This window comes from Mucilaginibacter flavus (assembly GCF_030409315.1).
GTDB classification, from domain to species: Bacteria; Bacteroidota; Bacteroidia; order Sphingobacteriales; family Sphingobacteriaceae; genus Mucilaginibacter; species Mucilaginibacter flavus.
In genome coordinates this window covers 1-14,554 of sequence record NZ_JAUFPS010000031.1, presented here as the reverse complement: position 1 = coordinate 14,554, position 14,554 = coordinate 1, and the positions used below count along the sequence as shown (strand labels likewise).

9 protein-coding genes are annotated in these 14,554 nt (G+C 43.8%); 5 read left to right on the top strand and 4 right to left on the bottom strand.

Annotation, left to right across the window (positions count from 1 at the left end):
* Positions 1–93 precede the first annotated feature (93 nt).
* Both QWZ17_RS14310 and QWZ17_RS14305 read right to left on the bottom strand, forming a co-directional pair.
* Entirely contained in the window at positions 94–1,890 is a 1,797-nt protein-coding gene (locus QWZ17_RS14310; protein WP_290305929.1) for an acyl-CoA dehydrogenase FadE, read from the bottom strand.
* Positions 1,891–2,871: 981 nt separating this feature from the next.
* Positions 2,872–3,765 carry a helix-turn-helix domain-containing protein gene (locus tag QWZ17_RS14305; RefSeq protein WP_290305928.1) on the bottom strand — a complete coding sequence of 298 codons (894 nt, stop codon included), beginning with the start codon at positions 3,763–3,765 and terminating at the stop codon, positions 2,872–2,874.
* 233 nt (positions 3,766–3,998) lie between these two features.
* Here QWZ17_RS14305 and QWZ17_RS14300 point away from each other — a divergent pair, with 233 nt between their 5' ends.
* Together QWZ17_RS14300 and QWZ17_RS14295 are read left to right on the top strand one after the other, a co-directional pair.
* Positions 3,999–5,222 carry an OmpP1/FadL family transporter gene (locus QWZ17_RS14300; protein WP_290305927.1) on the top strand — a complete coding sequence of 408 codons (1,224 nt, stop codon included), beginning with the start codon at positions 3,999–4,001 and terminating at the stop codon, positions 5,220–5,222.
* Positions 5,223–5,241: 19 nt separating this feature from the next.
* A complete protein-coding gene (locus QWZ17_RS14295) occupies positions 5,242–6,561 on the top strand; it encodes an SGNH/GDSL hydrolase family protein (protein WP_290305926.1) in 1,320 nt (439 codons plus the stop codon).
* 105 nt (positions 6,562–6,666) lie between these two features.
* Here QWZ17_RS14295 and QWZ17_RS14290 read toward each other — a convergent pair whose 3' ends face one another.
* Both QWZ17_RS14290 and QWZ17_RS14285 read right to left on the bottom strand, forming a co-directional pair.
* Complete coding sequence (locus QWZ17_RS14290) at positions 6,667–7,773, bottom strand: acyltransferase family protein (protein ID WP_290305925.1); 1,107 nt, start codon at positions 7,771–7,773, stop codon at positions 6,667–6,669.
* Positions 7,774–8,155: 382 nt separating this feature from the next.
* A complete protein-coding gene (locus QWZ17_RS14285) occupies positions 8,156–8,977 on the bottom strand; it encodes a patatin-like phospholipase family protein (RefSeq protein WP_290305924.1) in 822 nt (273 codons plus the stop codon).
* A gap of 269 nt (positions 8,978–9,246) precedes the next feature.
* On the opposite strand from QWZ17_RS14285, the gene QWZ17_RS14280 reads away from it, so the two are divergent.
* The 3 genes from QWZ17_RS14280 (at position 9,247) to QWZ17_RS14270 (ending at position 14,308) form a co-directional block, all read left to right on the top strand.
* The gene (locus tag QWZ17_RS14280) at positions 9,247–10,530 is read left to right on the top strand and encodes an MFS transporter (protein ID WP_290305923.1); all 1,284 of its coding nucleotides are present in this window, start codon (positions 9,247–9,249) and stop codon (positions 10,528–10,530) included.
* 192 nt (positions 10,531–10,722) lie between these two features.
* Positions 10,723–11,781, top strand: coding sequence for an alpha/beta hydrolase (locus tag QWZ17_RS14275; RefSeq protein ID WP_290305922.1), 1,059 nt, complete (start codon positions 10,723–10,725; stop codon positions 11,779–11,781).
* Positions 11,782–11,857: 76 nt separating this feature from the next.
* The gene (locus tag QWZ17_RS14270) at positions 11,858–14,308 is read left to right on the top strand and encodes a TonB-dependent receptor (RefSeq protein ID WP_290305921.1); all 2,451 of its coding nucleotides are present in this window, start codon (positions 11,858–11,860) and stop codon (positions 14,306–14,308) included.
* Positions 14,309–14,554 lie beyond the last annotated feature (246 nt).

The window sequence follows — 14,554 nt, the reverse complement described above, 5'->3', positions numbered from 1 at the left end:
CGAAGTTTTAAAAACTTCGTAAGTCTTTCGCCCACTTATCAGTCCTCCCGGCATTAAAATGGAGGTGTCGATCTTAAATAGATTGCTAATTGGCTAAAAACAGTATTTATTTTCCGCAATCAACTTTGCAGCAATGTTTCTACGGGCCTGAGTGGTATTAAAATCTTCGGTTTTAGTGAAGCGTTTAAGGCCCATCAGCATCATGCGGCGTTCGTCGCCTTCGGCAAATGAGTTTAATGCCTCCCTACCAGATTTTGCCAAATGTTCGGCCGCGTCGTTAATGTAAACACGCATTATATCCAGCTGCTCTTTACAGGCATCCTCGCCCCTTAAACTCACCAATTTTTCTACCCGTAATTGCAATGATTCGCTCACGTAAAGTTCTATCAGCATATCGGCCAGGTTCATCAGCACTTCCTGCTCTTTACCCAATTGCGCCATTAGCTTTTGAACAGCGGCCCCCGCAACCATCAAGATGGCTTTTTTAAAATTGGCGATGTATTTTTTCTCTTTACTAAACAAGTTATCGTCATCGTTCGCTCCAAAATCCGGAATGCTTACTAACTCACCGGCTACTTTTTGGGCGGGGCCCATCAGGTCCAGTTCGCCTTTCAGGGCGCGTTTAAGCATCATATCAACCGTTAGCAGGCGGTTAATTTCATTAGTGCCTTCAAATATCCGGTTGATCCGGGAATCGCGATAGGCTCTATCCATAGGGGCCTCGGCGCTGTAGCCCATGCCACCGTAAATCTGTACGCCTTCATCGGTTACATAATCCAAAACTTCTGATGCATGCACTTTAAGGATGGCTGCTTCTATAGCATATTGCTCGGTGCCTTTTAATTTGGCTTTTGTTTCATCAAGACCAGATTCGATCAGCATTTCTGTAGCCTCTTCCATGTTTTGACAGGCCCTGTACACCGCCGACTCTGAAGCATAGGTGCGGATGGCCTGTTGGGCCAATTTATATCTTATAGCACCGTATTTTGAAATAGCACGCCCAAATTGCTCCCGCTCATTGGCGTAACGCACCGAAGCGGTAATCACATCCTTACTTGCACCAACGGTGCCGCCGCCTAATTTTATACGACCCAAGTTTAAGATATTAACCGCTATCTTAAATCCATTCTGACGTTCAGAAAGCAGGTTTTCTACCGGTACTTTGCAATCGTTAAAAAACACCTGCCGGGTCGAGCTTCCTTTAATGCCCATTTTATGTTCTTCGGTATTCAGGGAGAGGCCTTCAAAATCTTTTTCGACAATAAAGGCGCTCAGGTTTTCGTCTTCATCTATTTTGGCAAAAACAGTAAATACATCGGCGAAGCCCGCATTGGTGATCCACATTTTTTGGCCGGTGATGAGGTAATGCTTACCATCGGCAGAAAGCTTTGCCCTGGTTTTGCCCGAGTTGGCATCAGACCCTGCGGCAGGTTCGGTAAGGCAATAAGCTCCTTTCCACTCACCGCTTGCCAGTTTGGGAACATATTTTTGCTTTTGCGCCTCGTTACCATAGTATAATATGGGCATGGTGCCTATACCTGTATGTGCCGAAAACGCCACAGAAAATGAATGCCCGGCTCCAAGTTTTTCGGTAACCAACATGGAGGTTTTAAAATCTTTGCCAAAACCGCCCAATTCTTCGGGTACGGATATGCCCAATAAACCAAGCGCGCCTGCCTCATCCATCAAATGCTTCATCAGGCCCTCTTCCTGCTCGTCAATCCGTTGCAGGTTGGGTGTTACCTGCTGTGCCAAAAAATTGGTACATGTTTCGGCAATCATCAATTGCTCTTCGTTCCATTCTTCGGGAATAAAAATACTATCCGCGGCAGTTTCCCTTATCAAAAACTCCCCGCCTTTTATAGCTTTCATTGGTTCAGTGGCATTCATAAACAAGTATTTAATTTTATGTTTTATCCTTCTTAAGCACTCACTTTGCCATATCATTTATGATAGGCAAAATCAATTTCACTTAGCTGTATTGGTATACTCTAAATAATTTTCAGGCTGCGCAGGTTTCCCGATTAGCGAGGACGCCCTTTTTATGGCAGCAATTGGTTTTATAATCAGGAGTAAAATTAAATGGCTTGTTAAAGCAAAGAAAGGTCTGCAATGCGGAGATATTAGTCAAAAAGTCGGGAAAGGGGTTGGAGCGATTGATTTAGTTAGATAGAGGCAAATGAGTTAATTGAATATCCAAGAAGGTGTTAAAGCCTGTAGATCGTGAAGCCAAATGGCCCTCTCCACCCTGTCATTCTGAGTTATAAAATCCGGGGACTCTGAAAGTGGAAATAACGTAAACAAACCAAGGAACGACTCACCCCAACGAGGCTACGCCCGTTTGCCCCTCTCTCCGACTGCGTCGCATAGAGGGGCAAAAAACAAAAAAATGGGGTTCACCCTCTATGCGGCTTTAGCCGGAGAGAGGGTCGGCCAGCGAAGCGTTGCCGGGGTGAGTCGTAGCCAGCGTTCAAACCACTCGCATTCGGCTAAAACGAACACTNGTTCCGAAGAATTGAGTCTGAAAGTATGGTACGATCCTGTTTACAGAGATTTGTCCGATGGGTAGCCTGTCATTTTTTTTAACCTCTTCGGGTACAGCTTTATATAATCAAGGCATCACGCATTTGTACCGGGGTGCCCTAATCGATAATTATTACCGACGGATAGTTTTTTGGCTTTTTTTTAAAAGTTGAACTTTAGTTAACTGCCTTTAAATCATTTATTTACAATAAATACAAGAGTAAAAACACTCAAAAAAGACGCTTTTACCCCTTTAATTACGTCATGGGTAGGAACGAAGGATGACAAACTTTTTTATAAAACTTTATGGGGCAGCACAAAGTAATCTCAACCAACTCAACCACCCCATCAACTCACCCCAACCGAGATCGCCCTGTAATCTGACGGCGACATGCCGGTTTGTTTTTTGAAATACTTACCGAAAGAGGATTGATCAGGGAAATGGATATCTTCGGCAACTCGGGCTACACTGATCTCGTGGTTTCTTAATAATACCTTGGCTTCCAATATTACAGCATCATCTATCCATTCGCCCGCGGTCCGGCCGGTAACTTCCTTAACGGTTTCTGTCAGATGCTTGGGCGATACGCAAAGCGCGTCGGCATAGTACTGTACGTTACGATGCTCTTTATAGTGATGAAAAACCTGGTCCTGGAAAAGTACGTTCAGCTCCTGTTTGCGGGTTTGTTTGCCTTTTATAATGGTATGCTGCTTTTCGTAAATAGCCTGTATTTCGTAAAGCAGGGTTGTTAAAATGCTCCTGGATATTTCCACATCGTAGGGATGCCCCTCACGCTCCAGTTTTTTTTGTATTAGTAAATAAATTTCCAGTATCATCCTTGCATCCGCGCTATCGGGATAAATTACCGGGATAGATGCGCTTTTAAAATAACTGAACGATTCCAGGAAATGACTGTTAACACTATTCTCCGTTAAAAAAGCTTTGCTAAAAACAACAAAGCGGCATAAAAAATCATCGCTGCTGTTATAAATCCTCAATACGTGGAATGGGGTAGCCAGCAACATGGCATCGGGCCGGGCATCGTAAATTTGTAGGTTGGCTTCTACCTTAGCCGTGCCTCGTGTGCAGATGCCTATAATATACCCGTCTGAGCGATAAGGATATTCGCTTAAACTTAATAACTGCTTTTCATCAACTACAAAAAAATCGGCACCGGCCAGCTTGTCGGCATAAAGGTGTGCAAATTTTGATAGGCTTAACTGTCCAATCTTATTATTCATACATTTTCAATATATAAACTTTTTAATGTAATTATTAAAAAAACACCCGCAAAAAACACAGTCATCTTAACTATTTTTCACGGTTAACATGATATTAAAACGTTATCCGACTTTTTGACTAATATCTCCGCATTATAGCCCTTTTTTTCTTTTTAATCCGCACTAATTTTATTGTTGATAGTTGCAAGGTGTATTCCTCATACACTTGCCTGTTATGAACCAATTATATTCTTATGAAAAAAGTTTTACTATTGGCGCTGTTTTTAGCGCCGCTGATGGCTTTTTCCCAGGGTTTCCAGGTTAACCTGGAGGGACAAAAGCAAATTGGAATGGGCCATACCGGGGTAGGCACCCTTCAGGATGGCGCATCGGTATTTTTTAACCCCGGCGCGGTAGCCATGCTGCCCGAAAATTACCTGCAAGGCGGCATCAGTCCGCTGTTTTTCAAATCAGATTTTAACCCTTCAGGAACATCGGTACAAAACCGAACCGCTAACAAGGTTGCAACTCCGTTTGAGTTTTACGGCGTTTGGGGACCAAAATCGTCCTTCTGGAAGTTTGGCCTTGGCGTTTATACACCGTTTGGCGGTTTAACAGACTGGGGCAATACCTGGCAGGGCAAATATGTGTTGGAAAGCCTAAACCTAAAAGCTGTTTATTTTCAGCCTACATTAAGTTTTAAACTAACCGACTTCCTGAGCATTGGCGGCGGTTTTGTTTATAATCATGGCAGTGTTGATTTGACCCGCGCCATCCCTGTGGCCAACAGCTCGGGCGACCCAGGGCAGGCCGAGCTAAAGGGCAGCGGTAAAGGCTACGGATGGAATGCAGGCCTTTATTTCAAAACACAATCCGGCGTTACTATAGGTATCACCCACCGGTCGAAGGTGAATACAACCATTGCCGGCGGCAACGCAATTTTTACCGTACCCACATCATTACAAAGCAGCTTTCCGCAGCCTAATAGTTTTACTTCAACCATTCCGCTACCGGCTACAAACTCCATAGGTTTTGGCTTTTACCCCAGCCGTAAGTGGATATTGGCCCTTGATGTAAACCTGGTTCAATGGGATGTTTACAAAACACTATCATTTGATTATAAAAACAATACCGCGGCATTACAGGATACCCACTCGGCCAGGAATTACCAGCAGGCGGTAAGCGTACGTGGTGGCGCGCAATACAAGGCTACTACTAATTTGGCTCTTCGTTTTGGAGGTGGCTACGCCAGTACAGCCGTTGCAGATGGTTATGTAACTCCCGAAGCGCCGGATGCCAACCGCGTTTACGGCACCCTTGGACTGGGTTACACATTTGCCAAACACCTTGATATAGATATATCTTTTGAGTACGAACATTTAATGCAGCGCACCCAAACCAATATCGAATCGCAGTTATCGGGCACATTTAAAACCAATGTATATATACCTGGTGTTTCATTGGCCTATCATTGGTAACCCTTAAAGAAATTATTACATGAAAACGTTTAAACAGCATATCTATATTATTGCAGGGTTACTTTTATTGGGTGCCTGCAAAACCGAAATTCATACACCCAAACCTGTTGCAGGTTCGGCAGATTTTTCGAGATACATTTCGGTAGGCAACTCGCTTACCGCCGGCTATGCCGATGGTGGTTTATACCTGGCTGGCCAGCAGGTATCCTATCCAAGTATTATTGGTAAACAAATGCAGGCCGTTGGCGGTGGCACCTTCGCGCAGCCATTATTTAGCAGCAGCCAGGCAAACGGATCGGGCTATTTATCTTTAACCGGTTTTAATGCCGATGGCACTCCAATTACAACGCCGGTTACTACAAACCTGGCTATCAGGGGTCAGCAGGCTATCCCGGGTTTTGGCAATGTTATCCTTTACACTAAATATACGGGCGATATCAATAACTACGGTGTACCCGGCATTAAGCTGATGCATATCACTTATGCGCCTTACGGCAACCTTAACGGCTATTTTGAACGCCTTTTACCCGGTAATTCGCCAACAAACTCCACCACTTATCTTGATTTTGTTACGGCCAAACCGTTTACCTTTTTTTCCAACTGGCTGGGTAATAACGATGCTTTAAGCTACGCCACATCTGGCGGCGCGGGCGATGTACTTACCGACAAAAGTACCTTTGCGTATTTGTACAATGTTTTGATCAATACCCTTACCGCCAAAGGCCAAAAGGGCGTGGTTGCTACCATACCAGATGTAACTTCAATCCCTTACTTTAACACCATCACCGTTTCGGCGATACTGACGGGTGTACAAAAAATAAACCCGGCCGCGAAGGCTTTATATATTAACGCGCTGGTGGCAGGCAGCACCTACGCGCCACGCGCGGCAACAGCCAACGATCTGATAGTACTCACCTTCCCTACCAGCAAAATTGGCCAAACGGTTTCAACGCCATATGGGCCCCTGCCTTACGGCTTAACTCCTTATACTCCTATAGATAACCAGTACGTACTCGACGAAAAAGAGATTGCCCTTACCCAGGATTATGTAACAGCGTACAATACCACCATAAAAACCATAGCTGCAGCAAAAGGTCTTGCTGTATTTGACGCGTACACTTTTCTGCTAAACATAAAAAAGAACGGCATGGTGGTTGACGGCGTAAGTATTAACTCTAACTACATAAGCGGTGGTTTGTTCTCTTTAGATGGCGTGCACCTTACGCCACGCGGCTACGCCATAGTTGCCAACGAGTTTATTAAGGCGATCAACAATAAATACAACTCCACTATACCAGAGGTAAATATATCCGATTACAACGGGGTTAAGTTCCCATAAATTGGGTTGGTAATTTCACCCTGACTAAAACAGTAAAACGCCGCCTCATCAATACAAGATGGGGCGGCGTTTTATTTAGGGGGTACAGAATTTATCCCTGCTATATTATCCCATTTTTTTCCGTAGCCATTTACGAACCGGCTCATCATACCATTTCAAGACGATGTATGCCAAAACGATACTCCCTATCAAAATTAACAACGCATAAGGCCAGGCTTGTACTATGGTTACACCCTTATGGTTACTGATCCAGGCCACGTAAAAGTATACCAGCGTATAATGTAACAGGTAAAGCGGATAAGATATATCACCTAAAAATTTGCATATTTTAAGTTCAGTTTGGCTTTGTATCACCCCGCCGGCACCCAAATAAACAATGAGCGGAAAAACAATGATGATGCATACCGACTCATACACCCCGTTCATCCATAAATGCGCGGCTCCACCTATGCGCGGCATGTATAAAATAAGGGCTACCAGCAGGCTGCACCATAAAAAGGCATTTTTAATGCGGATGGGTTTAGCTATGCGTGAAAGTAGCAGGCCTGCGAAGAAAGGGTAAATTGTTCTGGTAATACCTACACGGACTTGTTCCACGTTGAGCGTCCACCCGCCGCTTACATCGCCGTTGGTTATAGCCAGTTGCGCCAGCGCTATGGCCGCTATAAACACCAATATACCCAACGCTGGTTTGGATAACTTGCGGATGCCAATGGCATACAGGATATTGGCAACATATTCAAAAAATAACGACCAGCCTACACTATTGAGCGGGTGCATCTCCTGCCAGCCCCGTATATCCATTGATAAGGGTACAGGTAAAATGGTATAACCAATGAGCATCACCAGTAGCATTTTCCAAAGCGGAACGGTATGTATGAGCGGCCATATGGTTGAATCTGTAAAATAAAACCCTATCGCCCCAAGGGTCATCCCCAATACCACCATCGGTTGCAGCCGTTCTATTCGGCGTTTAAAGAACGTGCCGATGGTCATTTTTTGCCAGCGGTCGTCATAGGCATAGCCGATAACAAAACCGGATAACAGGAAGAAAAAATCGACGGCCAGGTAACCGTGGTTCACCAGGATATCCAGGTGGCCGGTTCCTAAAGGTTCGGTGAGGTGGAAAGTAACAACGATAATGGCTGCCACACCACGTAATCCATCCAGTATAGGGTAATGCGGCTTTGCAGAAAGACTATTATTATTCATGGGTAGTTGAACAGGTAATTTTGGGTTTAATCAAATGGTAAAACTAAATAAATAGCTTAGCCCAACTCCAACAAATAGTCTCAAAATTCATACAGATAGTCTCATTTTTGGAGGCAGAGTGATGGTTTGATTCCCTAATAGGGAGCTTTTAAATAACGAAAGAAAACGCGTCATTGCGAGGTACGAAGCAATCCCCAACAAGCAGGTGCGCTTACAAATTCGCCCTGTATAATTGGGGATTGCTTCGTCGTACCTCCTCGCAATGACGCTATTTTATTATTGATAATGAACCGATTACAATTACATCATTATAAAGAGCGACGAAGCGATAACGGTATTTTTTTCATTTTTAAAACAGCTTCTAACATTGAAGCAAGTGCACTTACAGCGCCGGTTTATTTTTTTTTGCCTGGATAATATCTTTTAGTTTTTGATTACCGTTGATGGTTTTTAGTCCCTCTTCGTAGCCTATCATATAAATTTCTTCGGCGGCATCTGTATCAAAAATGCCGTAGCCTCCCAAACCATGGGGTTCAATAACTATATCGCATAAAATTTTATGGGTGTTGAGGCTTGAGTTAACGGCAATCATCGCGGCCCTGTCAACCAGCTCACCAAAAGATTTAATTGAGGTAACCACCGGCAGATGATTGCATGATGAGCCAATGATCAGGTCGCAGTTACCCACCAGTGGCTCTACCGGGAAATTATTCAATATCCCGCCATCTACGTACATATGATTATTAATTTCGATAGGTTTGAAAATACCAGGCAGGCAGCACGAAGCCAATACCGCCAAATCCAGTTCGCCACTGGTAAAATAAACCAGCCTGGCCTCACCCAAATCAACAGTCGAAATGGTAATATTTGTTTTAAGCCCCTGAAATGAATTGTGCGGAATGTATTTTGATATTAAAAAGCGGGCATGTAAAATTGATATTAAACCACTGCTGCCAAAAGCCGGGCGCAGTAACTTAAGCAACCTGTTTTCCTTTATAATACGCAACACCTCTTTAGGGGCATATCCTTCGGCGACAAAGGCAGCCCCAATAGCACCCGCGCTGGTACCCGAGATATGAGAAAACTGAATCCCATGATCAATCATAGCCTGCATTACTCCTAAATGAGCTACGCCCCTTACACCGCCCCCGGATAGTGCAATTCCTATTTTCTGGGGGCAATTTTGATCGATTGTTGTATCCATTAGTATTTTTATAAATCATACCCCTATTAAATCGGATGCCGGATAATTAACAACAAATGTAAGTCAGACTGGCAGGCCTATTTGGTGTGGTACTCATCATCAAACTTAACATATATAGGGGTCGCCTACAATACATTCCCGATAAAAAACAGCAGCGGGTAATCCGGTTGGAAATTATTGTCGAACCTTTTATTATCCTAACGTTTTTTGCATCCTGTTAAAAACATATCGAATTTGCGTATTGGTTCAAATTTGATATGTTTGAACCTATGAACCAGCAACCTACCCCAGCAAACCCGGTAAGCCGCATACTAACGGCAAGCCTGGTTGGCACCACAATTGAATTTTTTGATTTTTACATTTATGCCACCGCGGCAGTACTGGTGTTTCCGAAGCTATTTTTCCCTTCGGCCGATCCAACTTCCGCTACGTTGGAGTCGCTGGCTACTTTCGCATTAGCTTTTTTAGCACGCCCAATAGGCGCAGCTTTATTTGGGCATTTTGGCGACCGTAAAGGCAGAAAGGCTACCCTTGTTGCCGCATTGTTAACCATGGGGCCATCAACCGTTGCTATCGGGCTTTTACCCGGTTACGCGGCTATAGGCATTACAGCGCCAATATTACTGGCCACATTTAGATTTGGACAAGGTTTGGGCTTGGGGGGCGAATGGGGTGGCGCGGTATTACTGGCTACAGAAAACGCGCCGGCAAACAAAAAAGCCTGGTATGGCATGTTTCCGCAATTAGGTGCCCCAATAGGCTTTTTGTTATCCAGTGGTTCGTTTTTCATATTGAGCAAAACAATGAGCGAAAGCGATTTTATAGCCTATGGCTGGCGCATCCCTTTTATTGCCAGCGCCATGCTGGTATGGCTGGGTTTATACATACGACTAAAAATATCAGAAACGCCCGAGTTTATGAAGATCATAAACAATAACGAGCGCTCAAAAGTACCTGTTGCCGATGTTTTTGTTAAACATACCGCTGCCATTACTTTAGGCACCCTGGCAACAATTACCACTTTCCTGCTGTTTTATTTGATGACGGTATTTACCTTAAGCTGGGGCACATCGGCACTTCATTACCCTAAAAGTAGTTTTTTGATCATCCAAATGATATCTATGCTGTTTTTCGGCCTGGGTATCCCGCTATCCGCTGTGCTGGCCGATAAGTACGGTCGCAATAAAATGCTCATCGTTGCAACCACGGGTATCATATTATTCGGTATTGTTTTCGCTCCTTTATTTACCGCTGGTAACTTGTTCACCACGGCTGTTTTTTTATCGATAGGTATGTTTTTGATGGGCCTTACCTATGGGCCGATAGGTACCGCGCTCGCGGGTATTTTCCCGGCGTCTGTACGCTATACCGGCGCTTCGCTCGCCTTTACGCTGGCAGGCATTTTAGGTGCCTCGCTTACGCCTTACCTGGCAACAACATTGGCACATAAATATGGCCTTGCGTATGTAGGTTATTACTTAACAACCGCGGCAACCGTTACGTTACTGGCACTACTTGGCGCCAGGAAACTGATGAAACAGCAAGCAGAATAGATTAAAATTTAAACAACTTCCCGAAATTGACAAGAGGCCTGATTTGCATCGGGCCTCTTCGTTGTTGTTACTGCCTGCTAAACCACATCCATACCGAAAAATAACTACTTTTTCAAAATGCTCTGCATCGTAGTATTGTTACAATAATTAAGCGGTGCCTTTAATAAATTGCAACCTTAAATCTATCCACGTATGTTATTTAAAATCAAAACATTTTGCGCAGCCACTATATTATTATTGTGCTCGGTGGTTTCATTCGCACAGCAAATAAATTATCCTCCTGTTGATAAAGTTGCTACTGATTTTAAAAAACTACTGGAAAGACCGCGCGTACCCCTAAATCCATCTTTTGAAATAACCAAAACAGATTCGGTTATCATAGAGCATGGTTTTATTTACAGCCAAAAAAATGAAAGGGTTCCCATCCTCATTTATAAACCGGTTACCGGAGCTAAAGCATATCCTGCTGTAATTTTTTTACACGGTACAGGAGGGCGTAAGGAAGACAACAAAAAGTTCATGTACCAGTTGGTTAAACGAGGCATTATGGGTGTGGCTATTGATGCCCGCTTTCATGGCGAACGTATTCCTGGCGGAGCTCATGGCTCAAAAGAATACGTAGCTGCCGCGACAGCCGCCTGGGAAAATAAAGACAAAGCCCACCAAACCCATCCGTTTTTGTTTGATACCGCCTTTGATTTGTGGCCGGTTACAGATTACCTGGTTAGCCGGCCCGATGTTGACGCCAAACGTATTGGCATGGGCGGTATATCTATGGGTGGTATCGAAACATGGCTTGCCGCATCTGTTGATAGCAGGATAAAAGTGATCGTGCTGGATATTTCGGTACAAAGTTTCAAATGGTCGTTAGATAACGATAAATGGCAGGGACGGGCAGGAACCATACAAGGTGCGCATTTACAGGCCGCCAAAGACCTTGGCGACACCGCTTTAAATAAACGGAACGTAAAAGCGGTATGGGATAAATTACTACCCAACATCACCGGCGAATTTGATTGCCCATCACTGTTACGATTGATGGCACCACGGGCATTATTGGTTGTAGGTACCGAGAATGACCCTAACTGCCCCCTACCCGGCGCAAACATCGCTTATGCCTCGGCCGTGCAAGCTTATGCAGCCCAAAAAGCGAGCGATAAAATTATGCGCGATGTAACACCTAAGCTGTTCCATACCTCCACGCCGGAGCATTTTAAAATGACGCTGGATTGGTTTAGCAAATGGTTGTAACTAAACGTTTACACAACAGCAGTTTAAAATTACAAAAATAGTGTAACTAAAGTAACCGGGGCGGTGTCTTTAGCTTATGAGATTTTTGTACATATTCTTTTTCACTTTATTCACGCTATTTACATTCAACAATACTTGGGCACAAACTCCGGGAGGTAAAATTTCTGGTTTTATTTTAGATGAAGGCAAGAAGCCCCTTGATGGCGCGACGGTAGTTTTACTTACCGTAAAAGACTCGGCCGTAGTAAGCAGCCAGCTTATTAATGCCGATGGTAGTTTCGTCTTCAAAAGTTTAAAAGACAATACTTATATTATTAAAGCCACTTACATAGGCTACAAAAACTATCGAAGTGCGCCGGTGGTTTTAAGCCAGCAAAAAGTTGTTAGCTTGCCGGCATTCATTTTATCCCCCGCCGGGAAAACCCTAAAAGAGGTATCCGTAGTAGGCCAAAAAGCTTACGTGCAGCAAAAGATAGACCGCACCATAGTTAACGTTGGCGCGCTGATTTCCAATACCGGTGCCAATGCATTAGAAGTGCTATCAAAAAGTCCCGGTGTGCAGATTGATGCCGATGGTAATATTACCTTTAAGGGAAAAGGGGGCGTGCTGGTGATGATTGATGATAAGCCAACCTATCTATCGGCAGCAAATTTAGCCACTTACCTACGTTCGTTGCCTTCATCATCTTTAGATCAGATAGAACTTATGGACAACCCGCCGGCCAAATATGATGCCGCCGGAAACGCGGGCGTCATCAACATTAAAACTAAAAAGAATACCACCCGCGGGTTCAATGCCGTGATCTCTGCCGATTTTGCACAAGGACATTACGGGCGTAATGACGAGAGCATCAACTTCAACTACCGGATAAACAAGGTTAACCTGTTTGCCAACGTTGCCTACAACGAGCAAAAAACTTACAGGCGACTTGAAATTGACCGTAATTATTTTGACGAAAACGGCACGCCGACATCATCCCTAAAGGATATCTCCTATTTCAGACCAACCAATAAAAACACCAATGTTAAAGCAGGGATGGATTACTATGTATCGCCAAAAACAACTTTGGGAATAGTGTACACCGGCAACATCTCACGCGATCATGACAACAGCCCGGTGTACAGCTTGCTATATGGTCAAACCGGCCAACTGGATTCAACCGTTACCAGTCAAAACTCATCTAAAAATCATTTCAACAGCAACGGCATTAACCTAAATTATACCCATAAGTTTGACAGCACGGGCAGGGTGTTCTCCTTCGATTTGGATTATATTCGTGATGCATCTGGCAGCACCCAGCAATTTATAAACACCACCTATTTGCCCGATGGTACTTTAACCAATTCGCAAACTATTAACGACAACCTTCCTGCTACCATCAATATTTACTCGGCTAAGGCCGATTATACCCATCCGCTAAAAGGTAAAGCCAAAATAGAGGCCGGCATTAAAAGCAGCTATGTAAATACCGATAATGCCGCCAATTACTTCAACATAATTGATAACGTAAACACCATTGATTATAACAACACCAACCGCTTTTTATATAAAGAGAATTTAAACGCGGCTTACGTTAACTTCAATAAAAACTTTGGCAGATTTTCAGTACAGGCAGGCCTACGGGCCGAGAATACCAATGGCTCTGGCCATCAGTTAGGAAATGCCCAAAAGCCCGATTCATCATTTGCTAATCATTATACAAACCTGTTCCCTACGGCTTATTTTTCCTACAACCTTGATACCGCGGGGCACAATGTATTTGTGGCATCTTATGGTCGCAGAATTGGCCGACCTAATTATGGCAGCCTAAATCCCTTTACTTTTTTTGTAGATAAATACACTTACTTTTCTGGTAATCCATTCCTTAAACCGCAGTTCACCGATAATTATAAACTGGCTTACAGTTTTAAAAGCCTGTTTACCATTGCGGTAGCCTATAACTACACCACCGACGTGCAAAACGAAACTATTCACAAAAGCGGGGATGTATTCATTAGCACCACAGGTAATATCGGGCAGCAAAAAACAATTGATTTTTCTATAAATACCAATTTGCAGCCTGCCAAGTGGTGGTCGGTTAATTTATATGCCGAGGTTTATAAAAACACTTACCAGGGGCTATTTTATTCGGGCTACTTAAATGAATCTAAAAGCACTTTTAGCGCAAATGGCAGTAACCAGTTTACCATATCAAAAACCTGGAGCGCGGAGCTGAGCGGGTTCTTCAACACAAGCGGCACTTACGGGCAGTTTGTTTCCATACCTACCGGTATGCTTAATGCCGCTATTCAGAAAAAAATATTAAACAACAAGGGTACTGTTAAACTAAACATGCGCGATATTTTCCACTCCTTTAGCCCAAGTGGCAGGATCACCAATATTGTGGGCGCTACATCAACCTATCATAATTATTTAGATACACAGGTAGCCACGCTGGCATTTACTTATAGTTTCGGCAAATTGACTAATAATCCGCAAAAACGTAACACGGGCGGTGCCGATAGCGAGCAAAACAGGGCGCATTAATGTAATTACACATCTGATTAATGTAATTACGCATCTGCGTTATTACCCTGTACGTTAAAAAATCCTCATTGCGAGTGGTAAAATCCGGGGCCTGGGAAAGTGGGAATGATGTATATCGCATGGCGCAGACGACTCACCCCGAACATCGCTATGCTTGTTCTGCCCCTCCTATGTTTGTTGTCAAAATATAAGCAAATAGATTTGCATTATAAAGTGAGAAGGAATGAGAGCAGACGGTCACCCAAA